The organism is Pseudomonas allokribbensis, from assembly GCF_014863605.1.
GTDB lineage: Bacteria > Pseudomonadota > Gammaproteobacteria > Pseudomonadales > Pseudomonadaceae > Aquipseudomonas > Aquipseudomonas allokribbensis.
The window spans coordinates 4,570,572-4,588,509 of the sequence record NZ_CP062252.1 but is presented as its reverse complement, the minus strand read 5'-3'; the positions used below and the strand labels follow the sequence as shown (position 1 = coordinate 4,588,509).

General features: G+C 61.8%; 20 protein-coding genes. 8 read left to right on the top strand and 12 right to left on the bottom strand.

Features of this window, described 5'->3' with window-relative positions; all coding sequences use genetic code 11:
• Positions 1–32: 32 nt before the first annotated feature.
• The 6 genes from IF199_RS20910 to IF199_RS20885 all read right to left on the bottom strand — a co-directional run bounded on the left by IF199_RS20910 (position 33) and on the right by IF199_RS20885 (position 4,364).
• The gene (locus tag IF199_RS20910; protein WP_192558604.1) at positions 33–599 is read right to left on the bottom strand and encodes a DUF6162 family protein; all 567 of its coding nucleotides are present in this window, start codon (positions 597–599) and stop codon (positions 33–35) included.
• Entirely contained in the window at positions 596–928 is a 333-nt protein-coding gene (locus IF199_RS20905) for a hypothetical protein (RefSeq protein ID WP_096821127.1), read from the bottom strand. The genes IF199_RS20910 and IF199_RS20905 overlap by 4 nt, the downstream gene beginning before the upstream one ends.
• On the bottom strand, positions 925–1,449 hold the full coding sequence (locus IF199_RS20900; RefSeq protein ID WP_192560990.1) for a thiamine pyrophosphate-binding protein: 525 nt from the start codon (positions 1,447–1,449) through the stop codon (positions 925–927). Before IF199_RS20900 ends, IF199_RS20905 begins: the two co-directional genes overlap by 4 nt.
• A 14-nt stretch (positions 1,450–1,463) precedes the next feature.
• Positions 1,464–2,663 (bottom strand): PepSY-associated TM helix domain-containing protein, encoded by a 1,200-nt coding sequence (locus IF199_RS20895; RefSeq protein ID WP_096821129.1) that lies wholly within the window; start codon positions 2,661–2,663, stop codon positions 1,464–1,466.
• Between the two features lie 224 nt (positions 2,664–2,887).
• Positions 2,888–3,763: an alpha/beta fold hydrolase gene (locus IF199_RS20890; RefSeq protein ID WP_192558603.1), complete on the bottom strand. Its 876-nt coding sequence runs from the start codon at positions 3,761–3,763 to the stop codon at positions 2,888–2,890.
• A gap of 142 nt (positions 3,764–3,905) precedes the next feature.
• Positions 3,906–4,364, bottom strand: coding sequence for a VOC family protein (locus IF199_RS20885; RefSeq protein WP_192558602.1), 459 nt, complete (start codon positions 4,362–4,364; stop codon positions 3,906–3,908).
• 271 nt (positions 4,365–4,635) lie between these two features.
• Here IF199_RS20885 and IF199_RS20880 point away from each other — a divergent pair, with 271 nt between their 5' ends.
• The 3 genes from IF199_RS20880 (at position 4,636) to IF199_RS20870 (ending at position 7,362) form a co-directional block, all read left to right on the top strand.
• Positions 4,636–5,850: an SfnB family sulfur acquisition oxidoreductase gene (locus tag IF199_RS20880; RefSeq protein WP_192558601.1), complete on the top strand. Its 1,215-nt coding sequence runs from the start codon at positions 4,636–4,638 to the stop codon at positions 5,848–5,850.
• A 2-nt stretch (positions 5,851–5,852) separates the two neighbouring features.
• Positions 5,853–6,518, top strand: a complete 666-nt coding sequence (locus IF199_RS20875) for a methionine ABC transporter permease (RefSeq protein WP_192558600.1) — start codon at positions 5,853–5,855, stop codon at positions 6,516–6,518.
• 73 nt (positions 6,519–6,591) lie between these two features.
• Positions 6,592–7,362 carry a MetQ/NlpA family ABC transporter substrate-binding protein gene (locus IF199_RS20870; RefSeq protein WP_085710692.1) on the top strand — a complete coding sequence of 257 codons (771 nt, stop codon included), beginning with the start codon at positions 6,592–6,594 and terminating at the stop codon, positions 7,360–7,362.
• A 36-nt stretch (positions 7,363–7,398) separates the two neighbouring features.
• Here IF199_RS20870 and soxR read toward each other — a convergent pair whose 3' ends face one another.
• Positions 7,399–7,857, bottom strand: a complete 459-nt coding sequence (gene soxR / locus IF199_RS20865; RefSeq protein WP_192558599.1) for a redox-sensitive transcriptional activator SoxR — start codon at positions 7,855–7,857, stop codon at positions 7,399–7,401.
• A 90-nt stretch (positions 7,858–7,947) separates the two neighbouring features.
• Here soxR and IF199_RS20860 point away from each other — a divergent pair, with 90 nt between their 5' ends.
• Positions 7,948–8,313, top strand: coding sequence for an antibiotic biosynthesis monooxygenase (locus IF199_RS20860; protein WP_096821135.1), 366 nt, complete (start codon positions 7,948–7,950; stop codon positions 8,311–8,313).
• Here IF199_RS20860 and IF199_RS20855 read toward each other — a convergent pair.
• From IF199_RS20855 to msuE, 4 genes are read right to left on the bottom strand one after another with little or no spacing between them, the layout of a single operon-like run.
• Positions 8,310–9,413 carry a sigma-54 interaction domain-containing protein gene (locus tag IF199_RS20855; protein WP_096821136.1) on the bottom strand — a complete coding sequence of 368 codons (1,104 nt, stop codon included), beginning with the start codon at positions 9,411–9,413 and terminating at the stop codon, positions 8,310–8,312. The two genes, IF199_RS20860 and IF199_RS20855, sit on opposite strands and share 4 nt — an antisense overlap.
• A gap of 23 nt (positions 9,414–9,436) precedes the next feature.
• Complete coding sequence (locus IF199_RS20850) at positions 9,437–10,624, bottom strand: acyl-CoA dehydrogenase family protein (RefSeq protein ID WP_096821137.1); 1,188 nt, start codon at positions 10,622–10,624, stop codon at positions 9,437–9,439.
• A gap of 10 nt (positions 10,625–10,634) precedes the next feature.
• On the bottom strand, positions 10,635–11,780 hold the full coding sequence (gene ssuD / locus IF199_RS20845; RefSeq protein ID WP_007955828.1) for an FMNH2-dependent alkanesulfonate monooxygenase: 1,146 nt from the start codon (positions 11,778–11,780) through the stop codon (positions 10,635–10,637).
• Between the two features lie 10 nt (positions 11,781–11,790).
• Complete coding sequence (msuE, locus tag IF199_RS20840) at positions 11,791–12,354, bottom strand: FMN reductase (RefSeq protein ID WP_192560989.1); 564 nt, start codon at positions 12,352–12,354, stop codon at positions 11,791–11,793.
• 388 nt (positions 12,355–12,742) lie between these two features.
• On the opposite strand from msuE, the gene IF199_RS20835 reads away from it, so the two are divergent.
• The 4 genes from IF199_RS20835 to IF199_RS20820 all read left to right on the top strand — a co-directional run bounded on the left by IF199_RS20835 (position 12,743) and on the right by IF199_RS20820 (position 16,966).
• On the top strand, positions 12,743–13,012 hold the full coding sequence (locus tag IF199_RS20835; RefSeq protein ID WP_192558598.1) for a hypothetical protein: 270 nt from the start codon (positions 12,743–12,745) through the stop codon (positions 13,010–13,012).
• A gap of 101 nt (positions 13,013–13,113) precedes the next feature.
• Complete coding sequence (locus IF199_RS20830; protein ID WP_192558597.1) at positions 13,114–13,728, top strand: LysE family translocator; 615 nt, start codon at positions 13,114–13,116, stop codon at positions 13,726–13,728.
• Between the two features lie 205 nt (positions 13,729–13,933).
• A complete protein-coding gene (locus IF199_RS20825; RefSeq protein WP_192558596.1) occupies positions 13,934–15,100 on the top strand; it encodes an aminotransferase class V-fold PLP-dependent enzyme in 1,167 nt (388 codons plus the stop codon).
• 57 nt (positions 15,101–15,157) lie between these two features.
• Entirely contained in the window at positions 15,158–16,966 is a 1,809-nt protein-coding gene (locus IF199_RS20820) for an aminopeptidase P family protein (protein WP_192558595.1), read from the top strand.
• Here the strand turns inward: IF199_RS20820 and IF199_RS20815 are convergent.
• A complete protein-coding gene (locus IF199_RS20815; protein WP_244142410.1) occupies positions 16,959–17,867 on the bottom strand; it encodes a LysR family transcriptional regulator in 909 nt (302 codons plus the stop codon). The two genes, IF199_RS20820 and IF199_RS20815, sit on opposite strands and share 8 nt — an antisense overlap.
• Positions 17,868–17,938 lie beyond the last annotated feature (71 nt).

Below are 17,938 nucleotides of genomic sequence, written 5' to 3'. Positions count from 1 at the left end.
CAAGCGGTCTTCTCTCGAATGAAGGCGAGGGTTCAATGACGATGTTCGCGGGTCACCCCGGCATCGAATTGCGCGACGATCTGTTTCCATCCGGCAGCGGTCAGTGCTGCGTCGGACAGGTCTGTCGGCGCTTGCAGATCGGCGGCGCGGTTGAGCCAGATGTCCGGTGCAGCGTCGTTCAGGCGCATCAGAAACGAGCCGGCCACGGCCGGTGCCTGGCTGTGGCCGAAGTAGGCGGTGTCGGCCAGCAATTGCCAGGCATGGCCGCCACGGCTCACGGAGCTGGCGTCCTGGGCGAACGGCGCGAAACCTTCATCCGCCAGATTCTGCGGGGTCGGCAGCGCTTGCTGTTCTTCACGCAACAGGTGGATCTCGTCGAGGGTTACTCGCAGGTCGGCGTAGATGCCTTGCTCGCTGGCGCCGAGGTCGCGGCGGGCGTCGAGCTGATGGCTGGAAACCGGTTCGGGTTCGTGGGACACCCCGCGCCACGCCACCACGGAGCCGGCGACCGCGAGGATCAGCAGGCACATCAGCAGCACGTTGAGGGTTTCATGGCCGGCGCCGGCGGGACGTACGATTTGAGTGGTCGGCGTGGTCATGGGGCTTCGATATCCGCTTGGTCGATTTCGACGACGTGGCCGGGGCCGGCGTCGAACAGCACGTAGAACTCGGCGCCGGGTTTCTTGAAGGTCAGGGTTGAATCGGCGCCGAGCTTGCCCGGCACCAGGATGGTTTCGTCGTAGCCGATCACATCGAGGGTCACCCCCGGCGCGCCGCTGCCGTCGGAGAAACCGCCGGTGCATTTGATCTGCTCGGCATCGATGGCCTTGCACTCGCACATCGGGTTGTGGGCCAGGGCACTGGCGCTGAAACCGGCACACAGCACCAGCAATGCGGTGCTCATGCTCAGACGGGAGGGGCGGCTCATGGTTTGGCTCCTTGTTTGTTCAGCCAGGCAATGGTGGCGGGGGAGGCCTGGCTCAGCGGAATCGAGGCTTGGTGCATGCTGCCGTCCCAGCCTTCCATGGTGATCCACAGTTCGGCGTCGGCTTTGGTTTTGTCCGGGACGGGCATTTGCGTGCCCATGCTGTATGGCGTGCCGAAGAAGATCGAACCGGCAGCGCGCAGGCTGCGTGGCTTGCCGATGCGCAGGTAGGTGGCCTTGACCTGTTCGACACAGGCCTCGCACAGCGCGGCGCTAAAACCCTTCAGATAGCCGGCTGCGCCATCGGGAAGCGGCGCTTCGTTGCGAAACTCGGCCAGACGCAGGCTCCACGGACCCACCTGGACTTCGCCGATCTCGCGCTCACCCAGCCCGCTGTCACCGCGAAACAACGCCTGATCGGCGAAGTACCTGGGCATGAATCCCAGCGGAATCAGCAACAGCAGCACGTTGATGTGGAAGCGCCATTTATGCCAGATCACGCTCAGCCGTGAGGGCTGAGCCATGGGGGTGGACTTGCTCACAGGTTGGCCTCCGACGGTTCACGGTGCAGGGCCGGTTGTGCCTGAACGCGCTGTTTCTTGTTTTCGCGCTTGAGGGCGTTGGCGGTGGCCAGCGCGGTGCGCTTGGTCCAGATCAACAGCCCGCTGAGGACCATCATGCTCAGCACCAGCCCGAAGAAGAACCAGATCAGCTTGATCCACAGTCCGCCGAAGTCGCCGGTGTGCAGCGGACGCATGGATTCAGTGACGAACTCCAGGGAGGTCCGATCGGAGAGCAGGCGCGAGGCGGCCACTTCACCGCTGTAGGGATTGAGCGTGGCTGACTGGAACATCAGCGGATACCAGCCGCGTCCACGGATATCGAGGTGGCTGTAGGCGTTGCCGGGCAGATTGATGGTGCTGGCTTCGAACCCGGGAATCCGTTGCTGGGCGATTTCGATGGCGTGGTCCAGGCTGACCCGTGGTGGTGGCGAACCATCGGCGGACAACGGCACGCCTTCACGGGACATGGCCGCGATGATTGGCTCGCTGGAGATGGAAATATGGTTGTCGGAAAGAATGGCTTCGATCAGGAACCACACGGCGGTGACGGAGATCACCGCGATGAACCAGATCGACCAGATGCCACTGAGGCGGTGGAAATCGCCCCAGAAAATCCGCGCACCGTGACGCAGGCGCAGGGTCGGGCTGAAAAAGCCCTTCCAGAAACGTTTGTAGACCACCAGCCCGGTTACCAGCGAAGCCAGCATCGGCAGTGCCAGAAACGACACCAGATACCAGCCCCAGCTGTAACCGTTGGTGAACGGCACCAGCCACCAGCCATGCAAGGCGCGGGTGAAGGCACGGAAATTGAAGTCTGGTGCGGTGCCCTGAATCACACCGGTATAAGGGTTGACGTAGACCGTCACCGAGCGCCCGTCAGGCTGACTGACGTTCACCTCCAGCGCGAAATGCGATTCGTCGGGGCGACTGATGCGTTCGACCAGCAACTGCGGTTCGGCAGTCTTGATCGCGGCGATGACCTGGTCGTAGCCCAGCAGCGGGGCGTCATCCGAGGGTTGGGTGGCGCGCATTTGCGGGTTCACCAGCCAGACGATTTCCTGGCTGACCACCGCCAGGGTGCCGGTGACGCAGACAATCAGGACAAAAAACCAGATCGGCAACGCCAGCCAGCTGTGTACCAGGAACCACAGTTTCGAGCGGGATTTCTTCGACATGATGACGGGTCTTGATTCGGTGAGAGGACTCGGCCACTACGGGCTTCGCAGCGCGGGAGTCCCTGATGGGCCGGTCGTGGCTTTTGCCTACGCGACTGGCCCGCATCTTTATAAGACGGATGACCGAAGCAAATCCCGATGAAGGATGTGAAAGTAAATGTTTCGCGACCGCAATCTCACCACGACGCCGGTCGGCGTTGTGGTGAGCGGGAGGAAAGGATGGCTCAGCGCAGGAACGTCAGTGCTTCGGCGAGCAACAGTTCCGGCACTTCTTCAGCGAGGTAATGACCAGCGGGCAGAGGCTTGCCGCGTACGTCGGCGGCCACCTGTTGCCATTCCCTGAGCGGGTCGAAGCAACGACCGACCGTGCCTTCGGCGCCCCACAGCACCAGCAGTGGCAAGCTCAGATGATGGCCGGCCTCGAGGTCGGCGCGGTCATGTTCCAGATCGATGTCGGCACTGGCCCGGTAGTCCTCGCAGATCCCACGGGCGCTGCCGGGCAGGCTCAGGCAACGCAGGTATTCAGCGAACGCTTCGTCAGTGAACGGCTTGAGCCCGGCACTGCGGCTGCCCATGACGCTGCGCAGATAGGCTTCGGGATCAGCTTCGATCAGGGTTTCCGGCAGCGGCGCCGGGCGGATCAGGAAAAACCAGTGCCAGTAGGCCCGGGCGAAGGCTTCGTTGGTCTGGCTGTACATCGCCAGGGTCGGCGCAATGTCCAGCAACACCATGCGTTGCACGGCGGCGGAATGATCGAGGGCCAGGCGATGGGCGACTCGGGCCCCACGGTCGTGGGCGAGGATCGAGAACTGCTTAAAGCCCAGCGCTTGCATCAGTTCCACGCCGTCGCGGGCCATTTCGCGTTTGGAATAGCTGGTGTGCCGCTCATCGGCCGGCGGTCGGCCGCTGTCGCCGTAACCGCGCAGGTCGGCGGCAACCACGGTGAAGTGCTCCGCCAGTTGCTCGGCGACCTTGTGCCAGATGACGTGGGTCTGCGGGTGCCCGTGCAACAACAGCAGGCCCGGTCCGCTGCCTCCGAGGCGGTAAGTGATGTCCACGCCGTTGACGTGGCGCTGGTCTTTGACGAATCCGGCAAACATCGGGGTGATCCTTTATTCAGGCTAGTTGACTGCATCCTGAAATCGCCGGGCGTTCATGACAAGGCGTGAAGCGTGGTTCGACGGTTCATGAATCGTGTTCGCCCATCCCCGCGCGTTGCGCGGGAATGGACATTCGTTGTTGCTAACCCTGCTGGAACAGCTCTTTCGCCCGCTGCTCGATCTGCTCCTGGGTCAGGTCCTCCTTGCGCGTTGCCAGAAACCACAGATGCCCGTACGGATCTTTCAATGTACCGCTGCGGTCGCCGTAGAACTGATCCTTGACCTCGGACACGGTCGTCGCCCCGGCGTCCAGTGCGCGCTGGAACGACTTGTCGACATCGGTCACGTACAGATGCAAGCCGACGGACACGGCTTTGTCCGGATTGCTCAACGGACCTTGATCGCACGGCGAGCCGAGCATGATTGCGCTGTCTCCGATGCGCAGTTCGGCGTGGCCGATACCGCCGTCGGGCATGGCCAGGCGCATGACTTCGGTGGCACCGAACGCCTTTTTATAGAAATCGATGGCCTCGGCGGCCTTATGGATGCCGAGATACGGGGTAATGCTGTGATACCCCTCGGGAATAGGTTGAACGCTCATGGCGTACTCCTTGTTTTTGTCGCCCTGATTTTATGGGGGTTGAAGGTGTGCCTTCGCCGGGGTTACCGGTCGCTCAACTATAGGCGTGTGTCGCCGGCCTGACCGAGTACCCGACGAGCAGTGTTCAGCCATCGACAGTGAAGCAACAGAATGCGCGGGTTTTCATCGTTCTATCCTGCGAAAGTCCGCTGAAAGCCCCGAAAAACAAGGCCTGTCAGTCAGGCACAGAAGCTGCAATGACCCGGTACAACACCGATACCGAGAGTCATCCATGTCTGAATCTGCCGTTTATCCGATCAACCCGCCGGCCGCCCACCGTATCGCCGACGCCGCCGAAGCCTTGCGCGTGGCCGAACAGGTCGCCGCCGTTTTGCAGGAGCACGCCGCCGAGCGCGACCGCAGCCGTGAAGTGCCTGCCGAGATCGTCGACCTGTATTCCAACAGTGGTCTGTGGGGCATCAGCGTGCCGAAGGAGTACGGCGGCGCCCAGGTGTCCTACGCGGTGCTGGCCCAGGTGATCGCGATCATTTCCGCCGCCGATCCGTCCCTCGGACAGATCCCGCAAAACCATTACTGCCTGCTCGAAGACATCCGCCTGCAAGGCACGCCGGCGCAGCAGGCGCATTTCTTTGAGTTGGCGCTGCAAGGTCACCGTTTCGCCAACGCGCTGTCGGAAACCGGCGGCAAGAACGTGCAGGACATTCAGGCGACCATCCGCCGTTATGGCGACGGATTCGTGATCAACGGCCGCAAGGGTTACTGCACCGGTTCGCTCTACGCCCACTGGCTGGCGGTGCTGGCGCTGGATGAAGAACAGAAGGGCCAGTTGGCCTTTGTCGAGCGCGGCACGAAAGGGCTGGTGATCGTTGACGACTGGGACAGCATCGGCCAGCGCACCACGTCCAGCGGTACGGTGCTGGCAGAAGATCTGCAGGTGGCGCCGTTCAATCTGTTCCCGACTTATCGCTCCTACGAAAACCCGACCCTGGCCGGGCCGTTCGCCCAGTTGACCACCGCTGCCATCGACGCCGGCATCGCCCGGGCGGCGCTGCGCGACACCGTTGACTTCGTTCGTCAGTTTGCCCGGCCATGGATCGACGCGGGGGTGGACAAGGCCAGCGAAGATCCGCTGACGATCATTCAGATCGGCGCACTGGAAATCCGTCTGGAAGCCGCCGAAGCCCTGCTCGAACGCGCCGGTTGGGCGCTCGACGCCGCGCGCCCGGCCCCCGATGAAGACAACGTCGCGCTGGCGTCCCTGGCCGTGGCCAAGGCCAAAGTGCTGACCACCGAAATCGCCATCGAGGCCAGCAACAAGTTGTTCGAACTCGGTGGCACCCGCTCGACCCTGAAGAAGCACAACTTCGACCGTCACTGGCGCAACGCCCGGGTCCACACCCTGCATGACCCGGTGCGCTGGAAATACCACGTGGTCGGCAACTGGTTGCTCAATGGCATCAAACCTCCGCGCCACGACTGGTCCTGATCATGGCCGAGTGGTTCAAACACCTTTACTGGGCCGACATTGCCCAAGCCTGTCTCGACACCCTGAGCATGCTCGGCGCGGCGCTGCTGTTCACGGTGTTGCTGGGTTTGCCGCTGGGGCTGCTGCTGTTTCTCACCGGCAAGCGCCAGTTGCATGAAACGGTCGGCGTGTATCGGGTGCTGTCAGTGATCGTGAACATGCTGCGTTCGTTGCCGTTCATCATTTTGCTGATCGTGCTGATTCCGCTGACCACGCTGCTGGTGGGCACTTCGCTGGGCGTGCCGGGCACCATTCCGCCATTGGTGGTCGGCTGCACACCGTTCTTTGCGCGACTGGTGGAAACCGCGTTGCGCGAAGTCGATCGCGGCGTGGTCGAGGCGACCCAGGCCATGGGCGCCAACACTTGGCAGATCATTCGCCACACGCTGTTGCCGGAAGCCCGGGGCGGGTTGTTGGCGGCGGTGACGGTCACCGCCATCGTGCTGGTGGATTACACGGCGATGGCCGGCGTGATCGGTGGCGGCGGGCTCGGCGATCTGGCGATCCGCTACGGCTATCAGCGCTTTCAGACCGACGTGATGGTGGTCACCGTGGTGTTGCTGCTGATTCTGGTGCAAGCCCTGCAAATGACCGGCGACCGACTGGTGGCGCACTACAGCCGACGCTGACAAAACAATTTCAACCCATAAAGGCCCCACGTTCACCCCACGACGGCCACTCAAATCTGCCTTGGAGCACACCATGAAAAAGACCCTGGCCGTTCTGGCTGCCGTTCTGTCGTTCGGCGCTCACGCCAACGAAAAACTGATCGTCGGTGCCACCCCGGTGCCGCACGCGGAAATCCTCGAGTTCGTCAAACCGACCCTGGCCAAAGAAGGCGTGGACCTGGACATCAAGGTCTTCACCGACTTCATCCAGCCCAACCAGCAACTGGCGCTGAAAAACCTCGACGCCAACTACTATCAGTACCGGCCGTTTCTCGATGATTTCAACAAGACCCGCCATACCAATCTGGTGCCGGTCGTCGGCGTGCACATCGAACCGTTCGGCGCCTACTCGACCAAGATCAAGAACATTTCGGAGCTGAAGGACGGCGCCAGCGTGTCCATCCCCAACGACCCGGTAAACACTGGCCGCGCCCTGGTGTTGTTGCACGAGGCGGGGCTGATCAAACTCAAGGATCCGAGCAACACCCTGGCCACCCAGCGCGACATCGTCGAAAACCCCAAACACCTGAAAATCCGTGAACTGGAAGGTGCGTTGCTGGCCCGTTCCGTGAGTCAGGTGGACCTGGCCTTCGTGTTCGCCAACTACGCGCTGGAAGCCGGGATCGACACCAACAGCGCGCTGATCGTCGAGAAGGGCAAAAGCCTGTACATCGAGTTTCTGGTCGCACGTCCCGACAACATCAACGATCCGGGCCTGCAGAAACTGGCCAAGGCGTTGAATTCCGATGAAGTGCGTCAGTTCATTCTGACCCGCTACAAAGGGCAGATTGCGCCGGGCTTCTGATGGAGTGATCTGAGGGTTCCCACGAAAAGGGAGCCCTCAGGTGGGGATATCGAGAAAGTGCGCTCCTGGTCCCTGTTCGCCCAGCACATCCCCCTGATTGCGCAGCGGACACGCCTCCATCGACAGGCATCCGCAACCGATGCAGCCGGTCAGTCGGTCCCGAAGCAGCATCAACTGATTGATTCGCTCATCCAGCTCCCGCCGCCACTGTTCCGACAACACTTTCCAGTCCGCCGCCGTCGGTGCGCGGTTGTCCGGCAACTGTTTCAGCGCCTCGCCGATTTCCGCCAGTGGAATGCCCAGCCGTTGCGCCACCTTGATCAACGCCACCCGCCGCAACACTTCCCGTGGGTAACGCCGCTGGTTGCCGGCATTGCGCTGGCTTTTGATCAAACCTTTGGATTCATAGAAATGCAGGGCAGTGACGGCCACGCCACTGCGGGCCGCGACTTCGCCGACGGTGAGTTGCCTGTGCACATTTTCCGCAGTGATCATTTGAAAATTGTCCCTTGACCTCTAGTTAACTCGAGGTTTTACCCTGCAGGCCTTCGAACCGCAAGATTCACCTGACAGAGTGGGGATGTCATGCAAGCACCAGCGAAAAACCGCAGCTTCACCCAATTGATCGAATTTGAAATCGAACCCGGCCAACAACCGGCGCTGGTCTCGGCGCTGACCGTGCAGACCGAGCGTCTGGCCCAGCGTTATGCCGGATTCGTCAGCGCCAGCGTTCAGGCCAGTGACGATGGCCGGCGTGTGTTGGGGTTCCTGCAATGGCAATCCCGCGAGGCGGGGGAGGCGGCGTTCCAGAGTTTCGAAACCGGTGAGCAGGACTTCTGGCAGTTGATCCGCACCCATCAGGCGCGCACCGTGACCTTCGGTTCATTCCAGGTGCTGAGCAGCATCGCCCGCAGTCATGACGATGGCTTGCACTGCCAATTGGTGGGCTAGATCGACAACTGGATCAAGCGTTCGCCTTGCAGGTTTTCCGTGGGTCGTCGCTTGTTGACTGCCAGTTCGCCAATCTTGATCAGCCGCGTGCGGGTCACGTTACGGCTCAGGCCGAGCAGCGCGGCGGTGTGCACCTGGTTGTAGTGGCAGAAGCGATAGGCCGAACGCAGCAACGCGTCCTCGACCTTTTCATGCAGCGCGCCGGCCTGTTGTTCGAAGAGCTTCTGGAAAGCGCGTTCGAGTAGCGCTTCCGGTGAGTCGTCGACATTGGAATGCTGGTCGTCCGGGCGATCGATACGCAGGTTCGACAGGCGCAGATCATCGCGTTCAATCACGCCGTTACGGCAGATCAGCAGCGTGTGATGGATGACGTTTTCCAGCTCGCGAATGTTGCCCGGCCAACTGTAGCCGCGCAGTTTGTGCTCGGCGCCGGGGCTGATGGTGATGCGTCCGTAACCCAGACGCTGACTGTAAGCTTCGATAAAGTGCCGGGTCAGCGGCAGGATGTCGCCGGGTCGGTCGCGCAACGGGCTCAGCTCCAGATTGACCACGTTCAGCCGGTAATACAGATCCTCGCGGAAATGCCCGGCGTTGATGGCTTTCTCCAGTTGCACGTTGGTCGCCGCCAGCACCCGTACATCGATGGGAATGCTCTTGCGCGAACCCAGTCGCACCACTTCACGCTCCTGCAATACCCGCAGCAATTTGACCTGGATCGCCATCGGCAAATCGCCGATCTCATCGAGGAACAAGGTGCCGCCATCCGCCTCTTCGAACCACCCGGCCTTGGCGCTGAGGGCGCCGGTGAAGGCGCCTTTTTCGTGGCCGAACAGTTCGGCTTCCACCAGTGATTCGGAGAACGCCCCGCAGTTCACCGCAATGAATGGTCGGTTGCGCCGGTTGCTCAGGTTGTGGATGTGCCGCGCCACCAACTCCTTGCCGGTGCCGGTTTCGCCGATGATCAGCACACTGGCTTCGCTCGGCGCGACTTGTTGCAGATGCGCGAGCAAGGCCTGGGACTTCGGGTCTTCGAAGACCTGGGCGGTGGCGCGAATCGAAGTGGCCAGGGCGGGTGAGGGCGGTAGGGTCAGCAGTTGCATGGGTCTCGCTCCACGAAAGGAAATCAGGAATAGAACGTCGGCACCGGCAGGGACTGGTTCAGCGCCCAGTCGCCCAGCTCGTGGAGTTTGTAATCCAGCGGGTCGTGCAGGGTTTGCGTGCGCAGGTTGCGCCAGTGGCGGTCCAGGCGCAGCGACGCGTGGGTTGAACGGGCGCCGGTGACTTCGAACAGCCGGCTGCAAATCTCCAGGCCCTGACGACTGGCGGCGACCTTGGCCGTGGCAATCGCCGTGGCCAGGTGACCGCGTTCTTCGGCGCTGAGGTTCGGGCCTTTGGCCCACGCCTCGTCGAGCAACGTGGCGGCGCGTTCCACCAGCAGACGGATGCCTTCGAGGGCGACCCAGAAATCGCCGTAATGGGCCAGCACATACGGGTCTTCACGCACCTCGCGCACCGAGGATTTGTGCCAGACGCGGGTTTCGCTGAGGGTGTATTGCCGCGCTTCTTCAAAGGCCCCTTCGGCGATACCGAGAAACATATGCGTGAACGTCAGTTGTGCAATCAATGGGCGCAAACAGGCGAACGGGGTACTCAACGGGCCCGGATCCAGCAGCAGTTCCGATTCCTCGACCCGTACCCGTTCGAACGTGGCGCTGCCGCTGTCGGTCTGGCGCTGGCCGATGTTGTTCCAGTCGTTGTGCAAGGTGATGCCGCTGCGCCCGCTGGGAATTGCCGCGATCAGCAGTTTGCCGCCGTTGCTTTCGTCCACCGCCGAGGCGATCAGCATTTGTGAATCGCTGGCGCCGGAGCAGAAGCTCTTCTTGCCGGAAAACTCGCGCCAGCCGCCCAGGTCCTTGACCACGGTGCGGGTGTCCAGCGGATTGAGCGCGTTGCCCCAGAACCAGTTCTGCCGCGCGGTCTGTTCGAACCACGGTTGCCATTGTTCCGGGCGGGAAAACAGGCGCACGGTGGCCAGCATCAAATGATGAAAACCGAAGACGTGGGCGATCGAGCTGTCGACCTTGGCGAATTCGCGCACGACTTCCAGGGTTTCGCTCCAGCGCGCACCGAGGCCGCCGTATCGGGTGGGAATGCTCAGGGCCAGCAGACCGCTGTCGCGCAGGGCGTCGCGTTCGGCTTTCGGCGTACCGCCGCGTTCGTCGCGTTCGACGGCGGTCAGGGCGAATTCGGCGGCCAGTTGGCGGGCGGTCTGCAAGGGGGAGAGCAGGGTGCTTTGCGGTTTGGCGGTCACTCGGTCTTCCTCAGGCGTTGGCTTTGGCGGGCAGTACATCGTTGGCGATCATTTCGCCGAACGGCCCGGTGAGGTTGGTCACGCCGCGTCCGGCCAGGCTCGCATACGGCTCGGGCAACAGCGGGAACACCAACTCGGCAAAGCGGTAGGCCTCTTCGAGATGCGGGTAGCCGGAGAAGATGAAACTCTCGATGCCCAGGTCTGCGTATTCCTTGATTCGCGCCGCCACTTGTTGTGGATCGCCGACCAGCGCGGTGCCGGCCCCGCCGCGCACCAGGCCGACGCCGGCCCACAGGTTGGGGGCGATTTCCAGGTTGTCGCGGCGCCCGTCGTGCAGAGCGGCCATGCGCCGCTGGCCTTCGGAGTCGAAACGCGAAAAGGATTTCTGCGCGGCCTCGATGGTTTCATCGCTGATGTGTTCGATCAGTTTGTCGGCGGCTTTCCAGGCTTCTTCGGCGGTCTCGCGCACGATCACATGCAGGCGGATGCCGAACTTCACCTTGCGTCCGTGACGGGCTGCGCGCTCACGTACATCGGCGAGTTTCTCGGCGACGGCGGCCGGTGGTTCGCCCCAGGTCAGGTACACGTCGACCTGCTCGGCGGCCAGATCGTGGGCCGCGTCGGAGGAACCTCCGAAGTACAGCGGCGGATAGGGTTTCTGCACCGGTGGATACAAGGCTTTGGCGTTCTGCACCTTCAGGTGTTTGCCTTCGAAATCCACCGCCTCGCCTTGCAACACGCGACGCCAGATCTTGAGGAACTCGTCGGTGACTTCGTAGCGTTCGCTGTGGCTGAGGAAACTACCGTCGCCACGGTTTTCGTCGGGGTCACCGCCGGTCACGACGTTGATCAGCAAGCGACCGTTGGACAGTCGATCCAGCGTCGCGGCCATGCGCGCCGAGACCGTCGGTGAAATGATCCCCGGACGGATCGCCACCAGATAACGCAGGCGTTCGGTCAGCGGCACCAGCGCTGAAGCGATCACCCACGAATCTTCGCAGGAACGCCCGGTGGGAATCAGCACGCCGTGGTAGCCGAGGCTGTCGGCGGCTTGCGCCACTTGTTTCAGGTAATTGAGGGTGACCGGGCGCGCGCCTTGGGTGGTGCCCAGATAGTGACCGTCGCCGTGGGTCGGCAGGAACCAGAAAACATCCATGAACAGCTCCTTAAGCGATTTTCAGCAACGGTTTGAAATGAGTGGCAAACAGCGGCGCGGCGCGTTCGGCGGCCAGACGGATGCGCGCTTTTAGTTGCTCGCTGGTGATCTGGTAGTCGGCGAAATCGGCCTCGGTGGCGTACACGCCGATCGGCAAGGTCACGGCCTGGAAGAAACTGAACAGCGGGCGCAACTGATGATCGAGGACCAGCGCATGACGTTCGCTGCCACCGGTGGCGGCGAGCAGCACAGGGGTGTCGATCAGCGCATTGAGATCAATCAGGTCGAACAAGTGCTTGAGCAGCCCCGGATAGGAGCCGCGATACACCGGCGCGGCGACGATCAACAGATCAGCCTGTTCGATGGCTTGCAGCTCGGCTTCGATCTCGGCCGGTAGTTCCTGACGGGACAGCGCGGCGCCGAGCGGGCGGGCGATGTCACCGAGTTCGATCAAGTGACTCTCGACCGGCAGGTGCCCGGACAATTCGGTCAGCAGGGCCTGGGTCAGCACCAGGGTGCGGGATGGACGCCAGGTTCCGCCGGACAGGGCGACGACTTTCAGTGGACGCGACATGGTCAGTTCCTTTTTCAACAGTTGCTCGACGAGCAGTGAGTAGTCACCGGAGCAGAGCAAGCGCTGTACCAATTCCTGTGAGGCCCGTATTCCGGGGCTTTGAGCGTTGTCGGTGGCTGCGCTCATGTGACTTTCAGGCCGGTTTGTTGAACCGCTGTTGCCTGGGAAACAGTTGCTGGAGCAACAGTGCCGAACGCGATGAAGGATTTATAAAGGCTGACTGTTATTCCGTAAAAGACTGATAATTGATATTGATAGATCGTTTGTGAATATTCGGGACTGACCTGCCCGAATTCTGATAGCCACTATTGAGAGCGTTGATTTCTGCCGGAGCGTGCCCGGGCGTAGCCTTTCTCCATCGACCCACACTGCTCGCCAGGACGCTCCCATGAATCGTTTACTGACTGTTTCCCTGATGCTCGCTGTCTCTGTTCTCGCCGGTTGCGCGAGCCACGTTTCCCCGGAATTGCGTCCTTACACGGCGGAAGAAACCCGCGAGCTGGCGCTGGAAACCCTGAACCGCAGCGGCTTGTCGTTCGAGGAATACCACGCGAAGAAAGCCCAACTGCTCGGCCAGCCACAGAAGACTTTCGGGTTTGATAACAAGAGTGAAATGAGCGCGGAGCGGACCGTACAGCTGCACGGTCGTCCTAGCTGATTCGCAACTGTACTGATCGAAGTTTTACCCAACTGTCCGTGGGTTTGCGCGGCGCCGTGGGATAGGGTCAACACCTGAATGACCCTGACGGACTCCCTGCCATGACTCTCTCGCTCGACCTGCTGCTGGGCTTTGCCCTGTTTGCCCTTGTCACCTCGATCACGCCGGGGCCGAACAACACCATGTTGCTGGCATCGGGCGTGAATTTCGGCTTTAACCGCACTATTCCCCATATGCTCGGCATTACCTGCGGCTTTTTTTTGCTGGTGGTGGCGGTGGGTTTCGGGCTGGGCGCGGTGTTTCAGACTTATCCTCTTCTCTATACGGTTCTGCGTTACGTCGGCGCGGCGTACTTGCTGTACCTGGCGTGGAAAATCGCTCACTCCGGCCCGGTCGGCGAAAGTGAGTCGGGCGAGGCAAAACCGATCAGCTACCTCGGCGCGGCAGCCTTCCAGTGGGTCAATCCCAAGGCCTGGATCATGGCCATTGGCGCCATCAGCACCTACACGCCGATGCAGGGTTATTTCACCAACGTGATCGTGATTGCGGCGGTGTTCGCCATCATCAACCTGCCGAGCGTCGGTGTCTGGGCGGCGTGCGGGACTCTGCTGCGTAACGTACTGAAGGATCGCCGCTGGTTGCGGGTGTTCAACTGGGGCATGGCGGCGCTGCTGGTGATTTCGCTGTATCCGTTACTCCTTGAAAGCTTTAGCTGACGCAGTGCTACAACCGCCGGCCCGATGCCTGTTAAAGTCGTGTTCAGGAGCGTTCCTACGCACTTTTAATGAAGCCCTACTTCTTTAACGGCATCCGATCAGGTATTGATGACGCTCTCGAACCCGGGCGCAGCTCACAAGGCTGCGCCGTGCCGTTTGTAGACACGAGCTTCCTGATCCCGGAACACGCTCTGCGAGTCTTTTTATGAACACACGTCCGCTGTATTTCGATTACGCCGCCACCACCCCGGTGGATGAGCGGGTCATCCAGGTGATGATCGAGTGTCTGGGTTTCAACGGTAACTTCGGCAACCCGGCCTCCAGTTCCCACGCCTTCGGCCAACAGGCTCGAAAAACCGTCGAGAACGCCCGTCAGCAAGTCGCCGAACTGGTCGGCGCCCAGGCGCAACAGATCGTCTGGACCTCCGGCGCCACCGAATCCAACAACCTTGCTCTCAAAGGCGTGGCCCAGGCCCGTGGCGTGTCCGGCGGCCACATCATCACCAGTCAGATCGAACACAAGGCCATCCTCGACACTGCCCGGCAATTGCAGGACGCCGGTGTCGCCGTGACCTATCTGGTGCCGGACGCCGACGGCCTGATTACTGCGCAAGCGGTCAGCGAAGCGATGCGCGACGACACCTTTCTGGTGTCGTTGATGCTGGTCAACAACGAACTCGGCACCGTCAACGACATCCCGGCCATCGGCGAAGTGGTGCGTGGACGCGGGGCGTTGTTGCACGTCGATGCGGCCCAGGGCGCCGGCAAGGTCGCGATCGATCTGGCGCAATGGCCGGTGGACCTGATGTCGTTCTCGGCACACAAGCTCTACGGCCCCAAAGGCATCGGCGCGCTGTACGTCGGCCCGCGTGCGCAACAGCGCTTGCAGGCGCAGATTCACGGTGGCGGCCACGAGGGCGGATTGCGTTCCGGTACGCTGGCGACTCACCAGATCGCCGCGATGGGCTCGGCCTTTGCCTTGGCCGCCGAAGCTTTCGATGACGAGAAGAAAACCATCGTCGCGCTGCGCGAGCGCCTGCTCGAACAACTGTTGAGCCTGCCCGGCGTACGCCTCAACGGCAGCGCCAGCCAACGTATCCCGCATACCCTGAGCCTGACCTTCAGCGAAGGCGAGTTCAACCCGGCGGCGCTGAGCCATTCGATCGCGTTCTCTGCGACTTCGGCCTGCAACTCCGCCAGCAACACACCGTCCCACGTGCTGCTGGCATTGGGGCACGATGCGCATTTGGCCGGCCGTACCATTCGTCTGAGCCTCGGTCGTTTCACCACCGCCGAGGACATCGACAAGGCTGTAGATCTGATCAAGACCGCCTGCGCCAGTGCTCCGGCATTCTGGGCGACAGGGCTTTAACGAGCCGACTTCGAACGGCACCGAACAATAACGATGAAGTGATTGGCAGGAGACACGATGAGTACCCAGACTTTGACCGAAGGAACGGTTCCCCAGCGCCTGGCGCACACCCGCGAACTGATGCGTCGCGAAGGCATCCACGCACTGTTGGTGCCGTCCGCCGACCCGCACCTGTCGGAATACCTGCCGGGTTACTGGCAGGGGCGGCAGTGGTTGTCGGGTTTCCATGGCTCAGTGGGGACATTGATTGTCACCACTGATTTCGCCGGGGTCTGGGCCGACAGTCGTTACTGGGAACAGGCGACCAAGGAGCTCAAGGGCAGCGGCATCGAGCTGGTCAAGTTGCAACCGGGCCAGCCGAGCCCGCTGGACTGGCTGGCCGAGCAGACGCCGGAAGGTGGCGTGGTCGCGGTCGATGGTGCGGTAATGGCCGTGGCGTCGGCGCGGACCCTGGGCAGCAAGCTTGAAGCGCGTGGCGCCAGCCTGCGGACCGACCTCGACCTGTTGAACGAAGTCTGGAGCGACCGTCCGGGCCTGCCGAACGCGCCGATCTATCAACACTTGCCGCCGCAGGCGACCGTCAGCCGTGGCGAGAAACTCGCCCAACTGCGTGAAACCCTGCAGGAACGCGGCGCCGATTGGCACTTCATCGCCACCCTCGACGACATCGCCTGGCTGTTCAACCTGCGCGGCGGCGATGTGTCGTTCAACCCGGTGTTCGTTTCTTTTGCCTTGATCGGTCAGCAACAAGCCACGCTGTTTGTGGCGTTGAGCAAGGTCGACGCTGATCTGCGTGCCGTACTGGAAAAGGATGGCGTGACCCTGCGCGACTACAGCGAAATTGCTGACGCCTTGCGTGCGATCCCGAACGGCGCGAGCCTGCTGGTGGACCCGGCACGGGTGACCAGCGGCCTGCTGGGCAACCTCGACAGTGGCGTGAAACTGGTCGAAGGCCTGAACCCGACCACCCTCGCCAAGTCACAAAAAAGCCCGGCGGATGCCGAGCACATCCGTCAGGCGATGGAACAGGACGGCGCGGCGCTGTGCGAGTTCTTCACCTGGCTGGAGTCGGCCTGGGGTCGCGAGCGCATTACCGAGCTGACCATTGACGAGAAACTCACGGCGGCCCGTGAGCGTCGTCCGGATTATGTGTCGCTGAGTTTCAACACCATCGCTGCGTACAACGCCAACGGCGCGATGCCGCATTACCACGCCACCCCGGAAGAGCACGCGGTGATCGAGGGCGACGGCTTGCTGCTGATCGATTCCGGCGGCCAATACCTGGGCGGTACCACTGACATCACTCGTATGGTGGCGGTCGGCACGCCGAGCGCAGAACAGAAACGCGATTGCACCCGAGTGTTGAAGGGCGTGATCGCCTTGTCCCGTGCGCATTTCCCGAAAGGCATTCTGTCGCCGCTGCTGGATGCGATTGCCCGTGCGCCGATCTGGGCCGAAAACGTCGATTACGGCCATGGCACCGGTCACGGCGTGGGTTATTTCCTCAATGTGCATGAAGGTCCGCAGGTGATCGCCTATCAGGCTGCGCCAGCGCCGCAAACCGCCATGCAACCTGGAATGATCACCTCCATCGAGCCGGGCACCTACCGTCCGGGCCGCTGGGGTGTGCGCATCGAGAACCTGGCGATGAACGTTCTGGCTGGAAGCAGCGAGTTCGGCGAGTTCCTCAAGTTCGAAACCCTGACCCTGTGCCCGATCGATACCCGTTGCCTGGAACCGTCGTTGCTGACGCAGGAAGAGAAGCAGTGGTTCAACGCCTATCACGCCGAAGTGCGCGAGCGTTTGAGCCCGTTGCTCAGCGGTGAGGCGCTGGCGTGGTTGAACACACGTACTGCCGCTATTTAAGGGGTTGAAGCTCGGGCGCTGCTGCCAGCGCCTGAGTCATGTACTCGACAAACGCGTTGACCCTGGCGGACTGGCGACGGTTCGCCGGGGACACGGCGTGTATCGGCAGCGTTCGGGTCTGGTAGTCCTGCAACAGGGCGACCACTCGACCGGCCTTCAAATCCTCGCTGAACAGCCAGATCGGCGACAGCGAAATCCCCAACCCTCCCAAGACCATTTCGCGGATCGCCTCGGAGTTGTTGCTCTGTGCATTGCCTTTGATGCGCACCTCGTAGCGTTGTCCGTCCTTTTCGTAAGTCCACAGATTCTGCGATTCGAGCAGGTTGAATTGCAGACAGTTGTGCTGCACAAGATCCCGCGGCGATTGCGGATGTTCATGGCGTTGCAGATAAGCAGGTGCCGCGACGGTGACGCGATGGGTGGTGCCGATTCGACGGGCGATCATGCCGCTGTCGTTCAACTCGCCGATGCGCAGGCTGACGTCCAGGCCTTCGCTGACCAGATCCAGGTTCTGGTCGTTCAGATGCAGGTCAATCTGCACTTGCGGGTAGCGCTCAAGAAAGCCGGGCAGGCGCGAGGCGATCTGTAGCCGACCGAAACTCACTGAGGAGCCAATTCGCAACGATCCGGCAACCGTTTCCCTGCCGGATTGGAAGCTGTGTTCGGCTGCATCCACGGCTGCGAGGATATTTCGGCATTCGTTGTAGTACCGCTGACCCTCATCGGTCAGCGACAACTTTCGCGTGCTGCGGGCAATCAGCTTGCCGCCCAGCTGGGTTTCAAGGGCGCGCAGAACTTTGCTGATGGTGGGTTGGGTGGTCTGCAGCTCCCGGGCCACGGCGGTAAAACTGCCGCGCTCGACCACCCGGACGAAGATTGCCATTGCGTTGAGCTTGTCCACGGAGCGCCTCATTCATGCCGGATTGGCATGATCACTATAGTAATTCGGCTTCTTATCGGCATGAGTAGGTT